The organism is Kitasatospora sp. LaBMicrA B282, from assembly GCF_050325825.1.
Taxonomy (GTDB): Bacteria; Actinomycetota; Actinomycetes; order Streptomycetales; family Streptomycetaceae; genus Kitasatospora.
The window spans coordinates 1-21,719 of record NZ_JBNQTI010000001.1 but is presented as its reverse complement, the minus strand read 5'-3'; the positions used below and the strand labels follow the sequence as shown (position 1 = coordinate 21,719).

Sequence of the window (21,719 nt, the reverse complement as noted above, 5' to 3'; positions counted from 1 at the left end):
CACGACACCACCGATGATTTGGGAAACCGTGACCAAGACCACCGCCAACCTGGCGGACGGCCGCGAGATCGTCTACTTCGACCAGGCCGGGTCCGACCCGAGGATCTCGCTCGACCTGCGCCCGTTGCAGACCGGCGCCACCCCGTCCACCGTGCGCCGCGACCCGGCCACCGGCGCCTGGGTGACCATCGCGGCGCACCGGCAGGCCCGCACCCACCAACCGCCGCCGGACCGCTGCCCGCTCTGCCCCACCCGTCCGGGCCGGCTCAGCGAGATCCCGTGCGCCGACTACCAGGTGGCCGTCTTCGAGAACCGCTTCCCGGCGCTGGCCGCGGCCCCGGCGGCCGGCTCGGCCGGGCCGGACCAGGGCTTCACCGGCCCGCCCTCGCTGCGCTCGCAGCGCCCGGGGGTCGGGCGCTGCGAGGTGGTCTGCTTCACCCCCGACCACGGCTCCTCCTTCGCCGACCTCACCCCGGCCCGGGCCCGGCTGGTGCTGGACGCCTGGACCGACCGGACCGCCGCGCTCTCCGCGCTGCCCGGGGTGGCCCAGGTGTACTGCTTCGAGAACCGCGGCGCGGAGGTCGGCGTCACCCTGGCCCACCCGCACGGCCAGATCTACGCCTTCCCGTTCGTCACCCCGCGCACCGCGCGGATGGTCGAGCAGGCCGGTCGGCACCGCAGCGCCACCGGCCGCAACCTCTTCGAGGACCTGCTGGCCGCCGAACGGGCGGACGGGGTGCGGGTGGTGCTGGCCGGGGCGCACTGGACGGCGTTCGTGCCGTTCGCCGCCCGCTGGCCCTACGAGGTCCACCTCTACCCGCACCGCCGGGTGCCCGACCTGACCGCGCTCGGCGAACCCGAACGCGCCGAACTCCCGGTAATCTACCTGGAGTTGCTGCGCAGGTTCGACCGGCTGTTCGCCGACCGGGAGCGCGGGGAGGCGCGCTCGCCGACCCCCTACATCTCCGGCTGGCACCAGGCCCCGACCGCCGGGGGTGGTGAACTCGCCCTGCACCTGGAGCTGTTCACCATCCGCCGGACGGCCGGGAAGCTGAAGTACCTGGCCGGCGTGGAGTCCGGGATGGACGCCTTCGTCAACGACGTCAGCCCGGAGCGGGCGGCCGAGCGGCTGCGCGAGGTGGCCTCCTGACCGTGCTCGCCCCGCCGCCCCGCCGTCGGCCGCCCGCCCGACGGCGCGGATCAGCGGATCAGCGGATCAGCTGGGCAGCGTCCAGCGCTGGTTGGCGTTGCCCGTGCAGTCCCAGAGCTGCACCTGGGTGCCGGGAGTGGTCGACCAGCCGGTGTCGTCCAGGCAGCGGCCGGACTGCGGGTTGAAGAGCGAGCCGTCGGAGCGGGGGATCCACACCTGGGACCCGGTGTCGTTGCAGTCGTAGAGGTCGACCGGGGTCCCGTTGGCGGTGCCGGCCGCATCCACGTCGAGGCACTTGCCCAGCACGTGCAGGGTGGTGCCGGCCTGGACGAAGGTCCACTGCTGGGCGGCGGTGCCGTTGCAGGTGTAGACCTGGACCGGGTTGTAGTCGGCGGTCGAGGCCGAACGGTCGTCCAGGCAGAGCCCGTTGTAGCCGGTGATCGGCCCGGTCCCGCCGGACCCGGCGCCGGTGGTGGTGTAGGCGGCGACGTCGGCGATGCTCAGGGTGGCGCCCGAACTGGTGCCGGCGGTCGGGGTGGTGCAGCCGCAGACGCCGTTCGGGAAGCCGCCGCCGACGGCCAGGTCGAAGACGATCGACAGGTTGTGGTCGAAGGCCTGCTGCCAGGTGGCGGTGCCGACCTGCGCCTCGGTGACGCTGAAGTACGCGGCGCCGTCCCGGTACCAGGTGATGGACTCGGCGGCGGTGTCGGTGCGGTCCAGGATCATCGCGTAGGTGTGGAACCCGGTCTGGCAGCCCGGGCAGCCGACCAGGCCGCTGCCGATCCCGTTGCTCTCGTTGCACGGCCCGCCCGGGTCGACCCCGCAGTGGATCGTGCCGGCGACGTCGGAGAGGGCGTTGACGTCCTCCATGATGTCGATCTCGCCGTTTTCCGGCCACTGGCCGGGGCCCAGCATCCAGAACGCCGGCCAGTAGCCGTGGCCGTCGGCCGGGTCGGGCTGCTCGATCGACGCGGTGACCTCCAGCTTGCCGCCGGCCGGCGCGCCCGCCAGGGCGGTGGGGGTGTGGATCCGGCCGGAGGTCCAACTGCCGCCGTCGTTCAGGGCGGTGATGTCCAGGTGGCCGTTGCCGTCCAGGTGGACGTTGGCGGTCGAGTCGGTCATGGTCTCGATCTCACCGGTGCCGAAGTTGCTGCCCGGGCCGGTGTCGTAGGTCCAGCTCGCGCTGTTCGGCGCGCTGCCGGCCGGGCCGGCGAAGTCGTCGCCGAACACCGTGGTCCACCCGGCCGGCGGATCGGGGACGGGGTCCGCGTGCGCGGCGGTCGCGCCCGCGCCGAGCGTCACCAGCAGGGCTGCGGTGAGCAGGGCGAGGGTGCGGCGCAGGCGCCGGTGCAGGGGAAGGGAGGCGGGTCCGGTTGCCATCTGCGGCTCCTGGGAACCGGCGGCCGCCGCCGCGGCACGCGCCGGGGCGGCCGCGCTGACGTGTGGGGGGAACGGCCGCGGACCGTTCTGGGAGTATGTGGTCTGGACCGGTACGCGTCAAGGTTGCTGCCCGGCGGCAGCGTTGGAGCCGGCCCCGGCCGGGGCGTGGTGCTGCGCCGGCCTCGCACCGCCCACCGGCGATGCGGCCCAGTAGGCTGACGGGACGTCCAGGACGACGTGGATCGGGACCGCAGACGAGGTGGGGGAGAAACGGCAGTGGCGCTGCAGCAGGGCGATCCGTCGGAGATCGGCGGGTACCGGTTGGAGGACCGGCTCGGCGCGGGCGGCATGGGAGTGGTCTACCGCGGGCGGTCGGTCTCGGGCCGGCAGGTGGCGGTCAAGGTGATCCGGCCGGAGCTGGCCGAGCACCCCGAGTTCCGCACCCGCTTCCGCCACGAGGTCGACGCCGCCCGCCTGGTGAGCGGCGCGTTCACCGCCCCCGTGCTCGACGCGGACGCCGACGCCCCCGCACCCTGGCTCGCCACCTCCTACATCGCCGCACCCTCGCTCGCCGACCGGGTCGCCCGGCAGGGCCCGCTGACCGCACCCGCCGTGCGGCAGCTGGCCACCGGCCTCGCGGAGGCGCTGCGGGACATCCACCGGGTCGGCCTGGTGCACCGGGACCTCAAGCCCGGCAACGTGCTGCTCGCCGACGACGGCCCGCGGGTGATCGACTTCGGCATCGCCCGCGCCTTCGAGGGCACCCAGCTCACCACCGCCGGCGTGGTGGTCGGCACGCCGCCGTACATGGCGCCCGAGCAGTTCCGGCTCAGCACCGCCACCCCGGCCACCGACGTCTTCGCGCTCGGTTCGGTGCTGGCCTACGCCGCCACCGGTCGCGTCCCGTTCGGGACGGACTCGGCGCACGCCGTCGGCTTCCGGGTGGTCTACGAGGAGCCGGACCTGACGGGCGTGCCGGAGGAGCTGCGCCCGCTGATCCTGGCCTGCCTGGCCAAGGCGCCCGAACAGCGCCCGACGGTGGACCAGCTGCTGGGCCGTCACCCCGTCGCCGCCCCGGCCCCGGCGACGGTTGCCGCCACCGTCACCGTCGTCGCCACGGGCGCGAACGCCCCGCTCGGCCGCCCGGCGCGCCCCGCCCCGGTCGCGCCCCCCGCCCCTGCCGGCCCTCCCACCGCCACCCGCACCGACCCGCCGGCCCAGGAAGCCGCGGAGGGCTCGGCCTCGATCGGCCTGCTGGTGCTGATGATGGTGGTGCCGCTGGTGCTCGTCGGCCTGATCGCCTTCCTGGCCTCCTGAGGCCGGCGAGAGTGCCGCCGGCTCCGGCCGCCCTCCCGGACGCGTCGCCCGCGGCCATCGTCGCCGCCCTCGGACAGCGGGCGGTCGCCGGCTGAGGCGGATGACCGGAAGGCGCCCCCGGGGCACGGCTGACCGTCCGTCGGGCGGGGCGATCGGCGTGCGGGCAGCCGGGGCGCGTACGATCATCAGGTGTCTGACATGACGGAAACCACGCCGGGCTGGCTCGCCCCCGACGAGCTCGAGACCACGCGCGCGCGGATGCCCATCCTGTACGTCGAGGCCGTGCCGGTGCGCGTCGACGACGCCGGCGAGGTCACCAGGATCGGGCTGCTGCTGCGGATCGGGCCGGACGGGACGGTCAGCCGCACGCTGGTCTCCGGCCGGGTGCTGCACCACGAGCGGATCCGCGACGCCCTGCTGCGGCACCTGGAGAAGGACCTCGGCCCGGTGGCGCTGCCCCGGATCCCGGCCTCGCTGCAGCCGTTCACGGTCGCCGAGTACTTCCCGACCCTGGGCATCACCGAGTTCCACGACCCCCGGCAGCACGCGGTCTCGCTCGCCTACATCATCCCGGTGGCCGGCGACTGCCGGCCGCGGCAGGACGCGCTCGACCTGGTCTGGTTCAGCCCGCAGGAGGCCGCCTCGGCCGTGGTGCAGCAGGAGATGCCCGGCGGGCAGGGCACGCTGCTCAAGCGGGCCCTCGCGCATGTCGGCTGCCTGGCCTGAACCCGGGGCCGCCGCCCCGCAGGCCGCCGCGCGCATACTGGAACCGTGTGCGCGGACTGGGTGCTCCACGTGGACCTCGACCAGTTCATCGCCGCGGTCGAGGTCGCGCGGCGGCCGGAGCTGCGCGGGCGGCCGGTCGTGGTCGGCGGCCGCGGCGACCCCACCGAGCGCGGGGTGGTCTCCACCGCCTCGTACGAGGCGCGCGGGTACGGGATCCGCTCCGGCATGCCGCTGCGGGTGGCGGCCAGGCGCTGCCCGGAGGCCGTCTTCCTGCCGGTGGACGCACCGGTCTACCGCGAGGTGTCCGAACGGTTCCTGGACGCGCTGCGCCGGTTCCCGGTGGTGGTGGAGGTGCTCGGCTGGGACGAGGCCTTCGTCGGCGCGCACACCGACGAGCCCGAGGCGCTGGCCGACGAGCTGCGCGCGGCGGTGCGGGCGGCGACCGGCCTGTCCTGCTCGGTCGGCATCGGCGACAACCGGCTGCGCGCCAAACTGGCCACCGGCTTCGCCAAGCCGACCGCCCCCGGCGGTCCGCCTCCCGGTCAGCGGTTCCGGCTCACCCGGGAGAACTGGTGGGACGTGATGGCCGACCGGCCCACCGACGCGCTCTGGGGGATCGGCGCCAGGACCGCCCGGAAGCTGGCGGCGGCCGGCATCGGGACGGTCGAGGGGCTGGCGGCAGCCGATCCGGCGGAGCTGGCCGCGCGCTTCGGCCCGGCCATGGGGCCGTGGTACCGCCTGCTCGCGCACGGCATCGGCGACACCGGGGTCACCGCCGCCCCGCACGTCGCCCGCTCGCACAGCCGGGAGACCACCTTCCAGCACGACCTGGCGGACCCCGCGGAGATCGCCCGCCAGGTCGCCGAACTGGCCGGCCGGGTGGCCCGGGACGTGGCCGACGAGGGCCGCCCGGCCACCCGGGTCACCGTGAAGGTCCGCTTCGCGCCGTTCCTCACCCACACCCACAGCAGTCCGCTGCCCACCCCGACCAGCACCGCCGGCGCCATCACCCACGCGGCACTCGCGGCGCTGGACCGGTTCACCCTGGACCGCCCGGTCCGACTGCTGGGCGTCCGCGCCGAGTTCGGGGAGGAGTAGGGGGTGTCTTTCGGATCACGTCGGATCAGCGGGGCGCAGGGCGCGCGGGCGAGGGGCAGGACGGTGTGCGCACGCACTATTGCACAGGCCTTGCATGACTACCCGTCAGTCAGACCGTACGATGCGCCACATCGGTACGGCGACCGGTGCGCGTGCGCCTAGCCACGCCGTGTCGTGTCCTGTGAAGCCGAGGGAGCACGCTTTGCCCGATCAGCGCTACGACCTGCACTCCAAGGCCTACTTCGCCGACCCCTACCCCGTCTACCACGCCATGCGCGAGCACGACCCGGTCTACCGGCAGCCCGAGACCGGCGCCTGGATGCTCACCCGCCACGACGACATGGTCGAACTCTGCCGCCACCCACGGGTCTCCGCCGATCGCACGGCACCGCTCTTCCCGGCCGGCAGCGACAGCGGTACCGGCAGCGACCTCGGCACCGGCAGCGACGGCGACATCGGGGCCGCCACCGCCGCCGACCGGCAGAACGCCACGCTGCGCAACTTCCTGGCCCCCTGGTTGATCTTCCTCGACGGCGCCGAGCACGCCCGGGTGCGCTCGGTCCTCAGCCGCTCCTTCACGCCCCGGGCCATCGCCGGGCTGCGCCCGTTCGTCCGGACCGTGGTGGACGACGCGATCACCACCCTGCGCGCGGCCGACTCGCCCGACCTGATCCGCGACCTCGCGCTGCCCGTGCCGGCCCGGGTCATCGGCCACCTGCTCGGTCTGCCGCCCGAGGACCTGCCCGGCTTCCAGCAGAGCGTCAACGCCGTCTTCCAGTTCGCCGGACAGCTCGGTGACCCGGAGGAGAACCTCCGGCTCGCCCACCGGGCCACCGAGGAACTCGGCGACTACTTCCGGGCCCTGGTCGCCGAGAAGCGCCGCGCCAGGCGCGGCCGGGCCGCGGACGAGCCGCCGGCGGACCTGGTCAGCATCATGATCACCGCGGACGAGGACGGGGGGCTGCTGACCGAGCACGAACTGGTCGCCAACTGCGCCCTGCTGCTGGTCACCGGCCACGAGACCACCACCCACACCCTCGGCAACGGCGTCATCGCCCTGCTGCGCCACCCGGAGCAGCTGCGCCTGCTGCGCGACAAGCCGGAGCTGATCGGCTCGGCGGTCGAGGAGATCCTGCGCTACGACAGCTCCAGCGGCCTGATCGGCCGCCTCCTGCTGGACGACATCGAGATCCGTGGTCAACGGATCGAGCAGGGCTCCTTCGTCTACGCCGTGGGCCAGGCCGCCAACCGCGACCCCGCCGTGTACCCGGACCCCGACCGCTTCGACATCACCCGCACCGGCCCCCGCCACCTGGGCTTCGGCCACGGCGTCCACGCCTGCATCGGCGCGGCCCTCGCCCGCCTGGAGACCGATGTCGCCCTCACCGCCCTGCTCCGGGCCTTCCCCGATCTCGCCCCGGTCACCGACGAGTACGACTGGATCGCCAGCTACTCCCAACGCGGCGTCCGCTCGCTGCCGGTGGCCCTCTGACGTTCGAGCATCCGTCCGCCGAACGGTCACCGTGACCGTTCGGCGAACGGGTCGTGCCGGACAGCCTGCTGCACGTCGGCCCGGCCGGGCTCGGGTCGACTCAGTGGAAACAACGGCCCGGGTCACCGCGGATGGCCGACCGGCAGACACGTCCTACGCAGGACCGGCGGTGCCGTCCGTCCCGCTGCCGCCGGTGCCCGGGTTCCGCACCGGACGGGTGTGGACCTTGGCCAGGCAGGCGGGGATGGCGGCGCCGTCGTCGTGGTTGCGGGCCCGGTAGGCGCTCGGGGTCTCGCCGACCAGCTCGGTGAAGCGCGAGCTGAACGACCCCAGCGAGGTGCAGCCGACCGCCATGCAGACCTCGGTGACGCTCAGGTCGCCGCGCCGCAGCAGCGCCTTGGCCCGCTCGATCCGGCGGGTCATGAGGTAGCTGTACGGGGTCTCGCCGAAGGCGGCCCGGAAGCTGCGGGAGAAGTGGCCCGGGGACATCAGGGCGACCTGCGCCAGGGCCGCGACGTCCAGCGGCTGCGCGTAGTCGCGGTCCATCCGGTCCCGGGCCCGGCGCAGCCGGACGAGGTCGGAGAGCGGGAGACGGGACACACCAGAACGGTACCGAGCCACCCGGGCGCACCGCGAGTCCGGGACGGTGTCGACGCAGGGTCCGGGGGCGGTGTCCAGATCGACCCGCCGCCGGTGTCACAGCCCGGTCACCTCGACTGTCCCCTCTCCGGTGCGGTCGTCGGGCCGCCCCCGCAGGTCGGCCGGCAGCCGCCAGCAGAGCAAGGACGAGACATGGAGACCGTGACCGTGGAGCGCGTGATCGCCGCCCCGATCGCCGAGGTGTTCGACTGGTGCGCCACCTCCACCAACTACACCCGCAGCCCGTTCGTGTTGCGGGCGCGGCTGGACCGGCCGGGCGCGGAGGCGCCCTACGGCGTCGGCGCGGTGCGGGTGCACACCTGGCTGATCGGCTGGTTCTGCGAGCGGATCTCCGCCTACAACGCGCCGCACGGCTTCGACTACGTGGTCGACCGCAGCTTCCCGCCGGCCCGGCACGAGGGCGGCCGGATGACCTTCACCGAGGTCGCCGGGAGCACCCGGGTGCGCTGGACGACCTCCTTCGAGCTCCCGGGCCCGTTGGGCGGCGCGATCGCCCGCCGGGTCGGCAGGCCCGTGATCGCGCACGTCTTCGGCCGGATCCTGGCCGCCGCCGACGCCGCCCTCACCACCGGGGCGCACGACCGCCACTGAGTGGCGCCGGGAGGCGCCCGGGCCCCGGGGGAGAGCTCTACCAGCTGCGGAAGGCACGGCGGTACGCGTCCGGCGGTACGCCGACGGTGCGGCTGAAGTGCCGGCGCAGGGTGGTGGCGGTGCCCAGCCCGGCCGCCGCGGCGATGCTGTCGACGCTGTCACCGGTGGTCTCCAGCAACTCCTGGGCCCGGCGGATCCGCTGGGTCAGCAGCCACTGCAGCGGGGTGGTGCCGGTCACCGCGCGGAAGTGGCGGCCCAGGTGACGGGAGCTCAGGTTGGCCTGGCGGGCCAGGTCCGTCACGGTCAGCGGGCGGTCCAGCCGGGCCAGCACCCAGGGGAAGAGTTCGGCCAGCGGGTGGTCGTCCCGCTCCGGCACCGGCGCCGTGACGAACTGGGCCTGGCCGCCGGCCCGGTGCGGCGCCACCACCAGCCGGCGGGCGACCGCGTTGGCGATCCGCGAGCCGTGGTCCAGGCGGACCAGGTGCAGGCAGAGGTCCAGCGCGGCGGCCTTGCCGGCGGAGGTGAGCACCCGGCCCTCGTCCACGTAGAGCACGTCCGGGTCGACCTCGACCCGCGGGTAGCGGGCGGCCAGCTCCTCGGTGTGGGCCCAGTGGGTGGTCGCCCGCCGCCCGTCCAGCAGGCCGGCGGCGGCCAGCACGAAGGCGCCCGTGCAGAGCGAGACCACCCGGGCCCCCGCCCGGTGGGCGGCGCGCACCGCGTCGACCAGGTCGGCGGGCGGCTCCCGGTCGACGTCCGCGACCGCGGGCACGATCACCGTGTCGGCGCCGGCCAGCCGGTCGAGCCCGCTGTCCGGCTCCAGCCGGAACCGGCCGACCTGCACGGCGGTGGAGCCGCAGACGGCGACCCGGTACCAGGGGACGGCGACCCCGCCCGGGGCGGAGCCGAAGACCTCGAAGGCCAGGGCCAGTTCGAAGTGCAGCATCCCGTCGGTGGCGGCCAGGGCGACAGAACTCATGTCCGGAAGTGTATGGGTCGTGTCGTTCCGGCTACTGGGCACCGGCGGCCGGCGCCAGCAGGATGATCAGCATCTGATCATCACTGGAGGAACTGATGGCATCCGGACAGATCGTGGCCGTCGTCGGCGCTTACGGGCACACCGGCCGCTTCGTGGTGGACGAGCTGCGCGAGCGCGGGTTCGTCCCGTTGCTGGTCGGGCGCGACGCGGCCAAGCTGCGGGCGCTGGCCGCGGACCGGCCGGGACTCGAGGCGCGACCGGCGTCGGTGGACGACCCCGCCGCGCTCGACCGGGCGCTGCACGGCGCGGTGGCCGTGCTCAACTGCGCCGGGCCGTTCGCCGCGACCGCCGCCCCGGTGATCGAGGCGGCGCTGCGCGCGGGCATCCCGTACCTGGACGTGGCGGCCGAACTCGAGGCGCTCGGCGACACCTTCAGCCACTTCGCCGAGCCGGCCCGGGCCGCGGGCACCGTGGTGCTGCCCGCGATGGCCTTCTTCGGCGGCCTCGGCGACCTGCTCGCCACCGCGGCGATGGGCGACTGGACGGCGGCCGACGAGGTGCACATCGCGTACGGGCTGAGCAGCTGGCACCCGACGGCCGGCACCCGGGCCGCCGGCGCGGTCTCGCGGGAGCGGCGCGGCGGGCGACGGATCCGGTTCGCCGGCGGGCGGTTGGAGTACCGCGACGACGCCCCGCCGACCACCTCCTGGACCTTCCCGGCGCCGCTGGGCGAGCGGACCGTGATCGGCGAGTTCACCATGGCCGACGTCATCACCGTGCCCAGTCACCTGGCCGTGCCGGAGGTGTGCACCTACATGACCACGGAGGCGGCCACCGACGTGCTGGCCGCGGACACCCCGGCGCCGGCCGCCGTGGACGAGCGGGGCCGGTCCGCGCAGACCTTCGTGGTGGACGTCCGGGTGCGCTCCGGCCGGCTGGAGCGGCGGGCCGTCGCGACCGGCCGGGACATCTACGCCATCACCGCGCCGCTGGCGGTGGAGGCGCTCCAGCGGATCCTGACCGGCCGGACCAGGACGACCGGCCTGGCCGCGCCCGGCGCGCTCTTCGACCCGGCCGACTTCCTGCGCGCGCTGGGTCCGCAGCTGTCGTTCGAGCTGTACGGCGAGCGGACGTCGGCAGCCGGGCCGGCGGCCCGCTGAGCCGGAGCCGGAGCCGGAGCCGGAGCCGGAGCCGGAGCCGGACCCGGAGCGGGACCCGGAGCCGGAGCGGGACCCGGGCCGGGACCGGAGCGGGCGCAGCGTGCGGCGGGCCCGGCCCGTGGGAGGCTTGCGGCCATGGGTGAGACGGTGGGCGGCGCGGCGTCGAAGGACGCTCCGCTGCTCGTGGTGGACGCGGCCAACGTGGTGGGTTCGGTGCCGGACGGCTGGTGGCGCGACCGGCGCGGTGCGGCGGAGCGGCTGCGCGACGCGCTGCCGGCCGTCGCGGCCCAGGGGTTGGCTGAGCGCTCCGGTGCACCGCCGTGGGCGTGCACCGGACCGCTGGCGGTGGTGCTGGTCGTGGAGGGCGCGGCTCGCGGGGTGGCGGGGGTGCCGGGGGTGACGGTCGTCGAGGCGGCCGGCTCGGGGGACGACCGGATCGTGGCACTGGTCGAGTCGGTCCTGGCCACCACGGCGGACCGGCCGGCGCGCCGGTGTCTGGTCGTCACCGCGGACCGCGGCCTGCGCACCCGCGTCACCGCCCTGGGCGCCGAGGTGGTCGGCCCGCGCGCGGTCCGGCCACGCTGACGTTCTCGGGACGGTCCCGGCGGGAACTCGCACAGTCGCACAACCGTTTGCCTGCCGTCGGAAAGCCGTCAGGGGGAGGCACGGTGGACAGGACCGCGTTGGGTGGGATACGGCTCCCGTGGCGGGCGCCGGCGGGGAGACCTTCCCCGGAGGAGCCGCCCGCGGAGCGACCGCGCCGCCCGTTCTGGAAGGAACTGCCGGTCCTGGTGGTGATCGCCCTGCTGCTGGCGCTGCTGATCAAGACCTTCTTCGTCCAGGCCTTCTCCATCCCCTCCGCATCGATGGAGAACACGCTGCGGATCGGGGACCGGGTCCTCGTCGACAAGCTGACCCCGACCTTCGGCTCCGAGCCCTCGCGCGGCGAGGTCGTGGTCTTCCACGACCCGGGTGACTGGCTGCGGGCGGAGCAGCAGCACCGGGGCAGCGGCAACGCCTTCCTGCGCGGCCTGCAGGACGTCTTCTCCACCGTCGGGCTGGCCCCCTCGGCCGACGAGAAGGACCTGATCAAGCGGGTGATCGCGGTCGGCGGCGACACCGTCAGCTGCCACGGCACCGGCCCGGTCTACGTCAACGGCAAGGCGCTGGACGAGCCCTACCTCTACCCGGGCAGCACACCCTGCGGCGACCGGAACTTCGGCCCGCTGACGGTCCCGGCGCACTCGCTCTGGGTGCTGGGCGACAACCGCCAGAACTCGGGGGACTCCCGCTACAACATGGCCGGCCCCGGCGGCGGCTTCGTGCCGGAGAGCAAGGTGATCGGCCGGGCGATCACGGTGGCCTGGCCGGTCACCCACTGGAAGACCCTGCCGATCCCCGACACCTTCTCCCAGCCCGGCATCTCCGACCGGGCCGCCACCCTCGCCGGGTCGCACCCGGTGCTGGCGAGCCTGGCCGGCGCAGCCCCGCTCACCCTGCTCCGCCGCCGGTGGAGACTGCGCTCGGCGCGGCGGGGCGCGGGCCGGAAGAGCCGCTAGATTTTTTTTCGCGGATTCCCGTCGCGGAGGTCGAGAACGTCGGACGTGCTTCGACCTACCCGTGAGAGCCCCCAGCGGGGGGCGGAACCACGAACGAGGAGCAGAACCGTGAAGTACATGCTGCTGATGCAGTTCAGCGAGAAGAACGTCGACTTCCCGAAGATCGACGAGTGGCAGCCCGAGGAGTTCCAGGCCCACATCCGGTTCATGCAGGAGACCACCGCCGGCCTGGCCGCCGCCGGTGAGCTGGTGGACGCCCAGGGCCTGGCGATGCCGGACACCGCCAAGATCGTCCGCTCGCACAGCGGTGGTGCGCCGCAGGTCACCGAGGGGCCGTTCGCGGAGACCAAGGAGTGGGTGGCCGGCTGGTGGATCGTGGACTGCGAGAGCGAGCAGCGGGCGATCGAGATCGCCGCCACCGTCTCGGCCGCCCCCGGCCCGGGCGGCCAGCCGCTCGACATGCCGATCGAGGTGCGTCAGGTGATGGCCGCCCCGCCCAGCGAGCTCTGAGCCCGCTCCGTTGAGCGAGATCCGAGCCCCCCGAGCCGCCGGCTCACCCGCCGTCGACGACCTGCTGCGCACCCTCGCGCCGCAGGTCGTCGGCCTGCTCACCCGGCGCCACGGGGACTTCGCCGCGGCCGAGGACGCCGTGCAGGAGGCGCTGCTGGCCGCCGCCACCCAGTGGCCGGCCGACGGGCTGCCCGCCAACCCGCGCGGCTGGCTGGTCCAGGTCGCCTCCCGCCGCCTGGTCGAGCAGGTGCGCAGCGAGCAGGCCCGCCGCCGGCGCGAGGAACTGGTGGCCGCGCAACTGCCGGCCGACCGGCGCACCGCGCCCGCGGCCGACGCCGGGGCGGCGGAGCAGGACGACACCCTCGCGCTGTTCTTCCTCTGTTGCCACCCCGTGCTCTCCCCGGCCTCGGCGATCGCGCTCACCCTGCGCTCGGTCGGCGGTCTGACCACCGGTGAGATCGCCCGCGCCTTCCTGGTGCCGGAGGCGACGATGGGCCAGCGGATCAGCCGGGCCAAGCAGCGGATCAAGACCTCCGGCGTGCCGTTCCGGATGCCGGCGGCCGCCGAGTGGCCGGCCCGGCTGGACGCGGTGCTGCACGTGCTCTACCTGATCTTCAACGAGGGGTACGCCGGCAGCGCCGGCCCCGAGCTGCGCCGCGTCGAACTCTCCCGGGAGGCGATCCGCCTCACCCGGGCCGTGCACGCGCTGCTGCCGGCGGACCCCGAGGTGGCCGGGTTGCTCGCGCTGATGCTGCTCACCGAGGCCCGCGGGCCGGCCCGCACCGAGCCGGACGGCGAACTCGTCCCGCTCGCCGAGCAGGACCGCAGCCGCTGGGACGCGGCCGCGATCGCCGAGGGCATCGCCCTGATCACCGCCGCGCTGCCGCGCGGCCCGGTCGGCCCCTACCAGGTGCAGGCGGCGATCGCGGCCGTCCACGACGAGGCGCCGACCGCGGCGGAGACGGACTGGCCGCAGATCCTCGCCCTGTACGGGGTGCTCGCCCGGATCTCCGACAACCCGCTGATCACCCTGAACCGGGCGGTCGCCACCGGCATGGTGGAGGGTCCTGCCGCCGGCCTCGCCCTGCTGGCCGAGCTGCCGCCCGCGCTCGCGGGGAACCACCGGCTGCACGCGGTCCGCGCCCACCTGCACGAACTCGCGGGCGACCTGCCGGCCGCCGTCGCCGAGTACCGCGCGGCTGCCCAGCGCACCGCCAGCCTGCCCGAACGCCACCACCTCACGCTGCGCGCCGCCCGGCTGGCGGCCCGGTCCTAAAGCTTGTTGCAGAAGGCTGGGGGCGGGGCCGGGCGACCCCGACCCCGCCTGGCAGCTGCCGTCAGCGGAAGTCGGCCGCGTGGTCCGCCGCCCAGCGGGCGAACGGGAGTGCCGGACGCCCGGTCACCTCCCGCACCCCGTCGTGCACCTCGGCGGGCACACCGTCGTAGCCGGCCCGGTAGTCGACCAGGACCTTGGCGACCTCCGGACCCGCGAACGGGGTCAGCCGGGCGAGCTCCTCCTCGGGGGTGGCCTGCTGGATCCGGATCGGCCGGCCCACGGCCTCCGCCAGCAGGTCGACCATCTCGTGCTCGGTGAGCGACTCGGGGCCGGTCAGCGCGTGGACGGCCCCGTGGTGCGCGGCGTCGAGCAGGCTCTGCACGGCCACCGTGGCGATGTCCTGCTCGTGGATGGGCGAGTTGTGGGTGTTGGGGAAGGCCGAGGGCACCACGCCCGCCTCGCGGATCGAGGGCGCCCACAGCAGGGTGTTGGTGGCGAACGAGCCGGGCCGCAGGATGGTCCACGCCAGCCCCGAGGCGATCAGTGCCTGCTCCGCCGCGACGTGGAACGCGCCGATCGCGTTCGACTCCGGATCCGGCTCGCCCGCCGCCAGCGAGGAGAGCAGCACGACGTGCTCGACCCCGGCGCCGCGGGCGGCGTCGAGGAACGCGTCGATGCCCGTGGGCTCCGCGTAGAGGAACACCTTGCGGACGCCGTCGAGCGCGGCCGCGAAGCCATCGGGATCGGCGAGGGCGAGCCGTACGGACTGGACGCCGTCCGGCAGGCCGGCCGCCGCGGGCTCGCGCCCGGCGGCCCGCACGGACTCACCGCGCTGCACCAGCTCCCGCAGGACGGCCGCGCTGACCCGCCCGCGCGCGCCGGTCACCAGGATGGTCATCGGAACTCCCCTCGCCGTGCTCCGTAGTTGACACAGGATCAACTACCGCCCAGGCCAAGGAATTCCCGTCTGGTTCGCGCAGTAGGCGGTGATCCGGGCGCCGGTCACCGCGGCGCTGCCGCACGGGTGGAAGGACTCCCGCAGGGCGGCGCGTTTGGCCACCGCGTTCGGGTCCGTGCCGCCGGGCTCGCCGCCCGGGTCGTGGACCACGACGATCCGGGCGAACGCCCGCATCCGGGCGGCGAGGTCCGCGGGTGGCAGTTCGACGCCGGCGAGCGTGTCGGAGGCGAGCGGCGCCCGGACCAGGGCGAGGTCGACCAGGCCGGCGGCGTCCTGTGGGCGGTCGGCGATCCAGACGCGGCGCTGCTCGGGCAGGAAGAGCAACCCGTCCCCGGGACGGGCGGCCTGCCGCACGGCCCGGCCGACCGCCGCCACGTCGTCGTGCCGGCTCTGCGGGCTGCGCAGTTGGAGGCTGACCGGGACCAGCGCGATCAGCGCCACGGCCGGTGCGACCCAGGCGGCCCAGTGCACCGGCCGGCGCTGCCAGGCGTGGTCGAGCCGGGCACCGAGCAGCAGCGCGAAGCCGATGCTGCTGTAGAGGACGTAGCGGTCGACGAACAGCGGCGTGACGGTGGAGAGGGTGAGCAGCAGCAGGCCGGGCAGCAGCAGCACGGGCAGGGCGAGGGCGGTCAGGCGGACCGGGCCGCGGCGGGGGTAGGGGGTGCGGGCGCACCACAGGCCCAGCACCGCCATGGTGACCAGCTCGAGGGCGTCCAGCGGGTCGGGCCAGGCGATCCAGGAGACCTGTGCGACCTGCCGGCTGCTGAACGCCATCAGCGGCAGCGCCCCGACCACCGCGCCGGCCGCCGCACCGGCCCACGCCTTCAGGGTGCGCCGCGGGTGCCCCGACCGGAGCAGCGCCAGTCCGTGGGCCGGCACCACCAGCACCGCGAGCTCGTGCAGCAGGCAGGCGCTCCACAGCACCAGGGCGTACCCCGCCCACCACCAGCGCCTGGCAGGCTGCCCCGCGCACCGGACCAGCAGGCAACTCGCCCAGGTGACCAGGGCGCTGACCATCGCGTAGGAGCGGCCCTCCTGCGCGTACCGCTGGACCAGCGGGATCAGCGGGAAGACGAGGCCGGCCAGCAGACCGGCGCGCGGCCCGGCCAGCTGCCGCCCCAGCAGCACGATGCCGCCCGCCGTCAGGGCGGTGGCCACCACCGAGGGCAGCCGCAGTGCGACCAGGCCGCCGCCGGTGAGGGCGAAGACCTGGTGCATCAGGGTGTAGTAGAGGCCGTGCACCACGTCGACGTGGGCGAGCGTGCGCCACAGGTGGGGCAGGTCGCGGCGGGCCACCTCGTAGGTGACGGCCTCGTCGCCCCACAGGGTGTTCTCCCGGCGGATCCCCCACACGCCCATGGCGAGGGCCAGCAGCACCGGCGGCAGGACCAGCCGACCGCCCCGCACGGCGGCCACCAGCGGCCGGCCGGGCGCCGCACCGGTGGGCCCGGGCGCCGGTGGAGCCGTGCGCTTCGCGGTGACGATGGGGACCTCGCAGGGGAGCCGCAGCCGGACGTCGGTCCGACGGGCGTCAGACCGCGTTTTCCCCGGCCGAGGCTACTGCCCGCCCGACGTCCACCGGCGGATCGGCCCACGGGCGCGTCGCCTCACCCCTGCTGCCCCCAGATCCGCGCCAGGACACCGCTCAGCACGCACACCGCGGCGAAGGCGGCCGCGGGCGCGGCCCGCCACCAGGCGGCCAGCGCGGCCGTGCCGGCGCCGTACCAGAGCAGCTCGAAGCCCACCCGCGGCACCCCGTGCAGCGGGTGGACGGCGCTCGGCGCGCCGAACAGCGCCCACAGCACGACGAGCACCAGCGGCCCGCCGAGCCCGAGCAGCAGCCGGGTCGCGCGCCGCCGACCGGCGGTGAAGCCCCACCCGCCCGCCGCGACGTAGACCCCGAGTTCCAGCAGGAACGCCACCGTGGCGTTCGCGTCCTTGGCCAGCACCAACACGGATGTTCCCCCATGAGCCTTGACGTGACTGATGATCAGTTGATCACCCGAGCGGCGTAGTGTAGGGAACGAAGCTGAATCACAGCCGACCGGTGATCCGTTCCAGCAGCGGGACGGCGCCGGCGAGCAGGGCGCGCTCGGCCGCGGTCAACTCCTCGTCGACCGCCCGGGCCAGCCGGCGGTCACGCTCCTGGCGGGTGCCGCGCAGTCGGGCCCGCCCGGCCTCGGTCAGCGACACCACCACGCGCCGGCCGTCGGCGGGGTCGGGGGTGCGAGCGATCAGGCCGTGCTCGCGCAGGGCGGCGACGATCGCGCCCATCGACTGCGGGCGGATCCGCTCGCCCGCGGCGAGTTCGCTCGCCGTGGCCGGGCCCTCGCGGTCGAGCCGGGCCAGCACCGAGGCCTGCGACAGGGTGAGTTCGTCGTCGGGCCTGACCTGGCGCAGCCGCCGGACCAGCGGCCCGAGGCAGGCCCGCAGCTCGGTGGCCAGCTTCGCGGCGGACGGTGCGTCGGCGTCGGCCGGTCTGCCGGGGCCGGGGGCGGGATCGCGCGGTGGGGTCACGATCCACAGCCTAGACTGATCAGTCTCACCTTATGGTATAGCTGGGCCCATGAGCGATTCCATGACAACCACCACCGTCACGATCGCCGGCCACGGCAATGACGAGATCGACGCCTACCTCGCGCGACCCGAGGGTGCGCAGTCTCGCGGCGGCGTCGTCGTGATCCACCACATGCCCGGGTACGACCGGGCCACCAAGGAGATCGTCCGCCGGTTCGCCGAGCTCGGCTACGACGCGATCTGCCCCAACCTGCACCACCGCGAGGCCCCCGGTGCCGCGCCGGACGACGCGGCCGCCGCCGCCCGCGCCGCCGGCGGGGTGCCGGACGAGCGTCTGCTGGGCGACGTCGCCGGGGCCATCGCGCACCTTAGGGCGCTGCCGGGCAGCAACGGCCGGATCGGCGTGATCGGTCACTGCTCGGGCGGCCGGCAGGCGGTCCTGGTGGGCTGCCAGCTGGACGTGGCGGCCGCCGTCGACTGCTACGGAGCCTTCGTCACCGGCACCCCGCCGGAGGGCTTCCCGCTGAAGGTCACCAACCTGGTCGACCAGCTGCCCGCCCTGCGCGCCCCGCTGCTGGGCCTGTTCGGCGCGGAGGACAAGTTCCCCGGCCCGGAGCAGGTGGCCGAACTGGAGCAGATCCTCACCGAGCACGGCAAGGACTTCGCGTTCCACACCTACGAGGGCGCCGGCCACGCCTTCTTCGCGGTGGACCGACCCTCGTACAACGTGGCCGCGGCCAACGACGGTTGGGAGCGGATCGCGGCGTTCTTCGGCACCCACCTGGAGGGCTGACGCATGTGCACCTACCTGACGGTCAAGGACCAGATCGACGGCAGCGCCAAGGGGCCGGGCGGCAGCTGGTTCCACGTCTCGGACGTGACGGTGTACTTCGACCACCCGGTGCACGCGATGGCCGAGCACACCCTCAACATCGACCTGACCGACCCCAGCAAGGGGCCCGGCGCCCGGGTCGCCCTGGAGCTGACCGCCGACTCGGCGCGGGCCCTGGTGGCCGCCATCCAGCAGGCGCTGGCGGCGGTGCCGCCGGAGCTGGCGGTCTGACCGGACGCCGCTCCCGGGACCGGCCGGCCGTGCGCCGGGCCGGCCGGTCACCAGGACTGGTCGTCCAGGTCCCGGGCGGGCCGCCAGCCGGTGGCGCGCGCCCGGGTGAGGTCGAGGACCACACTGCGCGACACCTGGTCCACCGCGTACCGGGTGAGGCCCGGCACCCGGCCCGTACGCGCTGCCGCCCGGGCGACCCGGAGCGGCAGGTGGACGATCCGGGCGCGCACGCCGTGGGCCAGCAGCACCCGGCGCACGGCGTCGTCGCGGCGGTAGGGGTGGGCGTCGGCGATGTTGTACGCCCCGGGCGGCCAGCCCGGGCCGCGCCCCCCGGCGGCGGTCAGCCCGGCGGCGGCCAGGCAGGCGTCGGCGAGGTTCTGCACCGCCGTCAGACTGAGCGTCACGTCCCGCCCGGGGAGCGGCAGCACGCCGTGCCGCACCCGGGCGAGCAGCGCGGGCACCAGGTGCGGATCGCCCGGCCCGTACACCGCACGCGGGCGCAGCACCACCGCACCCGCCGCCAGCGCCAGGCGCTCGCCCGCCGCCTTGGTGCGCCCGTAGGCGTTGAGGTGGCCGCCCGCCGTCGGGTGGTCCTCCCGGATCGGGGCGCCGGTGGTCCGCGGGTCGTAGACGCTGGCGCTGCTCACCCAGACCACCGGGCGCCCGGCGGCGGCGCGCAGCAGGTGGGCGGTGCCGCCGACGTTGACCGCGTGCTGCCGGTCCGCACCGGGCGAACCCGGCGGCAGGTCGGCGACGGCCGCCGCGCAGTGCACCACCAGGTCGGCGTCGCCGAGGTCGGGGCGGCCGGCGGTGGCGTCCCAGTACACGTGTCGGCCGACCGGGCCCGGGCGACGGCCCAGGCAGCGCACCTCGGCGCCGCGGGCGGCGGCGGCCCGGGCGACCTGCGCACCGCAGAAGCCGGACGCCCCGGTGACGGCTATCCGCACGACGCTCCAGCCCCGCGGACGATCAGCAGGCGGTAGCCGGGCAGCGCCGCGCGCCGGTCCACCCGGCGGCGCACCACGACCGGCCGGTGCACGGCCAAGGCGGCCAGGAAGTCCGCGAGTTGGGCGCGGGCCAGGCCGGCGCCCGGGCAGGCGTGCGGACCGGTACCGAAGACGGCCTGGGCGGCCACGGGTGCGGCCGGCCCGGGGCGATGGGCCTGCGCGGCGTGCCGGGCGACCAGCAGCAGCCGGTCACCGGCCCGGATCGGGCAGCCGGCCACGGTGGCGTCGGCCGCGGCCACCCGGGGCAGCAGCGGCGAAGGGGCGGTCGACCGGAGCAGCTCGGTGGCGAGCCCGGGCGCCGCGTCGGGGGTCGGCCAGCAGCCGGCGTCGGCGCACCAGGCGGCGGCCCGGGGCAGGGCGGCGACGGTGGTGTTCACCGCGGCGACGGCGAGCATCGCCTCGGCCGGGTCGGCGAGCAGCGCGGTGAGCGCGGCCGTGGCGTCGGCGGCGGTGCTGCCGGCCCGCCCGCGGCGCCGGTGCGGGCCCGGTAGGTGCTCGCGGGCCGCGGCTGCGGCCGCAGCGGTCGCGGCGCGGGCCAGCCGGAGCGGGTCGGCGGTGCTGCCGGTCAGGGCGGCCGTGGTGCGGCCGGCCAGCTCCAGGGACAGCTCGACGAGATCGAGCGTGCCGCCGTCGGTAAGGCCGGCCAGCCGCTCGGCGAGGAGGGCCTGCCAACTCGCCCGGGCCCGGCGCACGACGGCCGCGTTGAGCTCGCCGGCCAGCGCCCGGCGGGTCGTGCGGTGGTCGCTGCCGTCCTGGTCGAACAGCAGGCCGGGGGCGAGCGGGGCACGGGGGGTCGGGTTGCCGTTGTCCGGCGCGCTGCCGCCCGGTGCGCCGCTGCTCGCCGTGCTGCCGCTCGCCGTGTGGCCGTCCGGCGCGCTGCCGCTCGCCGTGCCGCCGCCCGGGTTGCCCGTCAGCCGGGCGGCGGCACCACCGGTCGTCCCCGCCGCCGTCCGGTCCAGCGGCACCCTGGTCAGCACCTCGCGGTAGGCCGCCGTGCCGTGCACCAGGACGGTGCGCCCCAGCCGGACCACCGGCCGGTGGCGGGTGGCACAGAGCAGCGCGAACAGCACGGGGTGCCCGACCAGGTACACCCGGCGGTCCCGCCGCCGCGCCCGGGCCCAGGCCCGCTCCGCTGCGCCCCCGCTCGCCGCTGCACCTCCGCTCACCGCTGCACCCCCCGCAACTCCGCGGCGCAGTACGCCGCCGCGGCGGCCCGGTCGGGCTTGCGGCTGCGCCCGGCGAGCGGGACCGCACCGAAGAGCAGGGCGTCCGGCTGCGCGTCGCCCATCCGGGCCAGCGGGCCCGCGAGGGCGGCGCGCAGCCGGCGCAGGTCGCTGCCGGGCTGCGGCTGGACCAGGGCGACCAGCCGCTCGTCACCGTCGCCGTCCCCGCTCGGCACGCCCACCAGCACGGCCAGCTCGACCCCGGGCAGGTGCAGGGCCGGCTCGTAGAGCCCGGGGTAGATGTTCTCGGCCCGCCGCAGCACCATGTCCTTGAGCCGCCCGGCCAGCACGATCCGCCCGTCCGGCGTGCGGGCGGCCCGGTCGCCGGTGCGCACCCAGGGGTCGGGTTCCTCGCCGAGGTAGCGGTGCCGGGCGCCCGGCCCGGTGAGCAGCAGCTCGCCGTCCGCGCCGAGGTCGGCGCGCACGCCCGGCAGCGGGTGGCCCACCAGGTCGCCCGTGCCGGCGCCGGCGCCGAACGCGCTCTTCGCCGCCTCCTCGACGGCGGCGGCCGGGAACAGCTCGGTGAGCGCGTACACGCCCCACGCCTCGTGCGCGCCGGCCTGCTTGACCCGGCGCAGCAGGCCGGCGTCGGCGGGCGCGGAGCCGGTCCACACCCGGCCGCCGAACCGGGCCCCGGCGGCCAGTGCGACGCGCAGCTGCGGCGGTGTGAGGTAGGTCTGCGCCGGTGCCAGCGCGGCGAGTTGGCGGGCCAGCGCGGGCCCGGTGCGGGCCGGCAGGGCGACGGTGGCGCCGGCCGCGAGCGCGGGCACCAGGACGAAGAAGGTCCCGCCGAGCACGGTGCTGCCGGGCTGCGGCTCGACCAGGTCGGCGACCGCGCGCAGGTTCGCTGCCAGGGTGTCCCGGGTGTGCACCACGGCCCGGGGTCGAGCGGTGGTGCCGGAGGTGAAGACGATGACGGCGTCCGCGCCGCCGTCGTGCTGCCGGGTCGCGGCGGCGGGCAGGGCGCCGCCGCGGTCGAGGGCGGGCGCGCACCCGGGCCAGCGGCGTCCCAGCGTGCGGACCGGGCCGAGCCCGGCCAGGTGCGGCAGGGCGAGG

The 21,719-nt window shown here is 75.7% G+C and carries 23 protein-coding genes; 13 read left to right on the top strand and 10 right to left on the bottom strand.

The annotated features are described in order from the left end of the window. Positions 1-28: 28 nt before the first annotated feature. Positions 29-1,150 carry a galactose-1-phosphate uridylyltransferase gene (gene galT / locus ACQRUO_RS00115; RefSeq protein ID WP_428313533.1) on the top strand — a complete coding sequence of 374 codons (1,122 nt, stop codon included), beginning with the start codon at positions 29-31 and terminating at the stop codon, positions 1,148-1,150. A 66-nt stretch (positions 1,151-1,216) separates the two neighbouring features. Here the strand turns inward: galT and ACQRUO_RS00110 are convergent, their stop codons facing one another. After that, a complete protein-coding gene (locus ACQRUO_RS00110; protein WP_428313532.1) occupies positions 1,217-2,530 on the bottom strand; it encodes a ricin-type beta-trefoil lectin domain protein in 1,314 nt (437 codons plus the stop codon). A 276-nt stretch (positions 2,531-2,806) separates the two neighbouring features. Here ACQRUO_RS00110 and ACQRUO_RS00105 point away from each other — a divergent pair, with 276 nt between their 5' ends. From ACQRUO_RS00105 to ACQRUO_RS00090, 4 genes are all read left to right on the top strand, one after another. After that, positions 2,807-3,847: a serine/threonine-protein kinase gene (locus tag ACQRUO_RS00105; protein ID WP_428313531.1), complete on the top strand. Its 1,041-nt coding sequence runs from the start codon at positions 2,807-2,809 to the stop codon at positions 3,845-3,847. A gap of 198 nt (positions 3,848-4,045) precedes the next feature. Beyond that, a complete protein-coding gene (locus ACQRUO_RS00100) occupies positions 4,046-4,573 on the top strand; it encodes an NUDIX hydrolase family protein (RefSeq protein WP_428313530.1) in 528 nt (175 codons plus the stop codon). 45 nt (positions 4,574-4,618) lie between these two features. Further along, positions 4,619-5,671, top strand: coding sequence for a DNA polymerase IV (locus ACQRUO_RS00095; protein WP_428313529.1), 1,053 nt, complete (start codon positions 4,619-4,621; stop codon positions 5,669-5,671). A gap of 202 nt (positions 5,672-5,873) precedes the next feature. After that, positions 5,874-7,163: a cytochrome P450 gene (locus ACQRUO_RS00090; protein WP_428313528.1), complete on the top strand. Its 1,290-nt coding sequence runs from the start codon at positions 5,874-5,876 to the stop codon at positions 7,161-7,163. Positions 7,164-7,316: 153 nt separating this feature from the next. Here ACQRUO_RS00090 and ACQRUO_RS00085 read toward each other — a convergent pair whose 3' ends face one another. After that, the gene (locus tag ACQRUO_RS00085; protein ID WP_428313642.1) at positions 7,317-7,709 is read right to left on the bottom strand and encodes a helix-turn-helix transcriptional regulator; all 393 of its coding nucleotides are present in this window, start codon (positions 7,707-7,709) and stop codon (positions 7,317-7,319) included. Between the two features lie 246 nt (positions 7,710-7,955). Here ACQRUO_RS00085 and ACQRUO_RS00080 point away from each other — a divergent pair, with 246 nt between their 5' ends. Next, positions 7,956-8,414, top strand: a complete 459-nt coding sequence (locus tag ACQRUO_RS00080; protein ID WP_428313527.1) for an SRPBCC family protein — start codon at positions 7,956-7,958, stop codon at positions 8,412-8,414. Between the two features lie 37 nt (positions 8,415-8,451). Here ACQRUO_RS00080 and ACQRUO_RS00075 read toward each other — a convergent pair whose 3' ends face one another. Next, on the bottom strand, positions 8,452-9,390 hold the full coding sequence (locus ACQRUO_RS00075; RefSeq protein ID WP_428313526.1) for a helix-turn-helix domain-containing protein: 939 nt from the start codon (positions 9,388-9,390) through the stop codon (positions 8,452-8,454). A gap of 95 nt (positions 9,391-9,485) precedes the next feature. Between ACQRUO_RS00075 and ACQRUO_RS00070 the strand changes: the two genes are divergently transcribed. From ACQRUO_RS00070 to ACQRUO_RS00050, 5 genes are all read left to right on the top strand, one after another. Next, a complete protein-coding gene (locus ACQRUO_RS00070) occupies positions 9,486-10,550 on the top strand; it encodes a saccharopine dehydrogenase family protein (protein WP_428313525.1) in 1,065 nt (354 codons plus the stop codon). A 135-nt stretch (positions 10,551-10,685) separates the two neighbouring features. Beyond that, complete coding sequence (locus ACQRUO_RS00065; protein WP_428313524.1) at positions 10,686-11,135, top strand: NTP pyrophosphohydrolase; 450 nt, start codon at positions 10,686-10,688, stop codon at positions 11,133-11,135. Between the two features lie 83 nt (positions 11,136-11,218). Then, complete coding sequence (gene lepB / locus ACQRUO_RS00060; RefSeq protein WP_428313523.1) at positions 11,219-12,109, top strand: signal peptidase I; 891 nt, start codon at positions 11,219-11,221, stop codon at positions 12,107-12,109. 117 nt (positions 12,110-12,226) lie between these two features. After that, positions 12,227-12,619 carry a YciI family protein gene (locus tag ACQRUO_RS00055; protein ID WP_428313641.1) on the top strand — a complete coding sequence of 131 codons (393 nt, stop codon included), beginning with the start codon at positions 12,227-12,229 and terminating at the stop codon, positions 12,617-12,619. A gap of 10 nt (positions 12,620-12,629) precedes the next feature. Further along, a complete protein-coding gene (locus tag ACQRUO_RS00050) occupies positions 12,630-13,895 on the top strand; it encodes an RNA polymerase sigma factor (protein WP_428313522.1) in 1,266 nt (421 codons plus the stop codon). A 61-nt stretch (positions 13,896-13,956) separates the two neighbouring features. Here the strand turns inward: ACQRUO_RS00050 and ACQRUO_RS00045 are convergent, their stop codons facing one another. The 4 genes from ACQRUO_RS00045 to ACQRUO_RS00030 form a co-directional block, all read right to left on the bottom strand. Beyond that, positions 13,957-14,793: an NAD(P)H-binding protein gene (locus tag ACQRUO_RS00045; protein ID WP_428313521.1), complete on the bottom strand. Its 837-nt coding sequence runs from the start codon at positions 14,791-14,793 to the stop codon at positions 13,957-13,959. A 42-nt stretch (positions 14,794-14,835) separates the two neighbouring features. Continuing rightward, on the bottom strand, positions 14,836-16,260 hold the full coding sequence (locus ACQRUO_RS00040; protein WP_428313520.1) for a glycosyltransferase family 39 protein: 1,425 nt from the start codon (positions 16,258-16,260) through the stop codon (positions 14,836-14,838). A 200-nt stretch (positions 16,261-16,460) separates the two neighbouring features. Beyond that, positions 16,461-16,808 (bottom strand): YrdB family protein, encoded by a 348-nt coding sequence (locus tag ACQRUO_RS00035; RefSeq protein ID WP_428313519.1) that lies wholly within the window; start codon positions 16,806-16,808, stop codon positions 16,461-16,463. A gap of 79 nt (positions 16,809-16,887) precedes the next feature. Beyond that, positions 16,888-17,370, bottom strand: coding sequence for a MarR family winged helix-turn-helix transcriptional regulator (locus ACQRUO_RS00030; protein ID WP_428313518.1), 483 nt, complete (start codon positions 17,368-17,370; stop codon positions 16,888-16,890). Positions 17,371-17,419: 49 nt separating this feature from the next. Between ACQRUO_RS00030 and ACQRUO_RS00025 the strand changes: the two genes are divergently transcribed. Both ACQRUO_RS00025 and ACQRUO_RS00020 read left to right on the top strand, forming a co-directional pair. Next, entirely contained in the window at positions 17,420-18,163 is a 744-nt protein-coding gene (locus ACQRUO_RS00025) for a dienelactone hydrolase family protein (protein ID WP_428313517.1), read from the top strand. A 3-nt stretch (positions 18,164-18,166) separates the two neighbouring features. Then, a complete protein-coding gene (locus ACQRUO_RS00020; protein WP_428313516.1) occupies positions 18,167-18,433 on the top strand; it encodes a DUF6295 family protein in 267 nt (88 codons plus the stop codon). A 47-nt stretch (positions 18,434-18,480) separates the two neighbouring features. Here the strand turns inward: ACQRUO_RS00020 and ACQRUO_RS00015 are convergent, their stop codons facing one another. From ACQRUO_RS00015 to ACQRUO_RS00005, 3 genes are all read right to left on the bottom strand, one after another. Then, positions 18,481-19,380 carry an NAD-dependent epimerase/dehydratase family protein gene (locus tag ACQRUO_RS00015; protein WP_428313515.1) on the bottom strand — a complete coding sequence of 300 codons (900 nt, stop codon included), beginning with the start codon at positions 19,378-19,380 and terminating at the stop codon, positions 18,481-18,483. Next, positions 19,371-20,606, bottom strand: a complete 1,236-nt coding sequence (locus ACQRUO_RS00010) for a cytochrome P450 (protein WP_428313514.1) — start codon at positions 20,604-20,606, stop codon at positions 19,371-19,373. The genes ACQRUO_RS00015 and ACQRUO_RS00010 overlap by 10 nt, the downstream gene beginning before the upstream one ends. Beyond that, positions 20,603-21,719 (bottom strand): AMP-binding protein (locus ACQRUO_RS00005; protein ID WP_428313513.1); only part of this gene is annotated, 1,117 nt, incomplete at its 5' end. The genes ACQRUO_RS00005 and ACQRUO_RS00010, both read right to left, overlap by 4 nt.

Excerpts from the sequence above, each read along its gene's own strand:
- ACQRUO_RS00110 (WP_428313532.1), bottom strand. The coding sequence starts at position 2,530 with ATGGCAACCGGACCCGCCTCCCTTCCCCTGCACCGGCGCCTGCGCCGC.
- ACQRUO_RS00100 (WP_428313530.1), top strand. The coding sequence starts at position 4,046 with ATGACGGAAACCACGCCGGGCTGGCTCGCCCCCGACGAGCTCGAGACC.
- ACQRUO_RS00085 (WP_428313642.1), bottom strand. The coding sequence starts at position 7,709 with ATGGACCGCGACTACGCGCAGCCGCTGGACGTCGCGGCCCTGGCGCAG.
- ACQRUO_RS00080 (WP_428313527.1), top strand. The coding sequence starts at position 7,956 with ATGGAGACCGTGACCGTGGAGCGCGTGATCGCCGCCCCGATCGCCGAG.
- ACQRUO_RS00075 (WP_428313526.1), bottom strand. The coding sequence starts at position 9,390 with ATGAGTTCTGTCGCCCTGGCCGCCACCGACGGGATGCTGCACTTCGAA.
- ACQRUO_RS00070 (WP_428313525.1), top strand. The coding sequence starts at position 9,486 with ATGGCATCCGGACAGATCGTGGCCGTCGTCGGCGCTTACGGGCACACC.
- ACQRUO_RS00065 (WP_428313524.1), top strand. The coding sequence starts at position 10,686 with ATGGGTGAGACGGTGGGCGGCGCGGCGTCGAAGGACGCTCCGCTGCTC.
- ACQRUO_RS00055 (WP_428313641.1), top strand. The coding sequence starts at position 12,227 with ATGCTGCTGATGCAGTTCAGCGAGAAGAACGTCGACTTCCCGAAGATC.
- ACQRUO_RS00045 (WP_428313521.1), bottom strand. The coding sequence starts at position 14,793 with ATGACCATCCTGGTGACCGGCGCGCGCGGGCGGGTCAGCGCGGCCGTC.
- ACQRUO_RS00025 (WP_428313517.1), top strand. The coding sequence starts at position 17,420 with ATGAGCGATTCCATGACAACCACCACCGTCACGATCGCCGGCCACGGC.
- ACQRUO_RS00020 (WP_428313516.1), top strand. The coding sequence starts at position 18,167 with ATGTGCACCTACCTGACGGTCAAGGACCAGATCGACGGCAGCGCCAAG.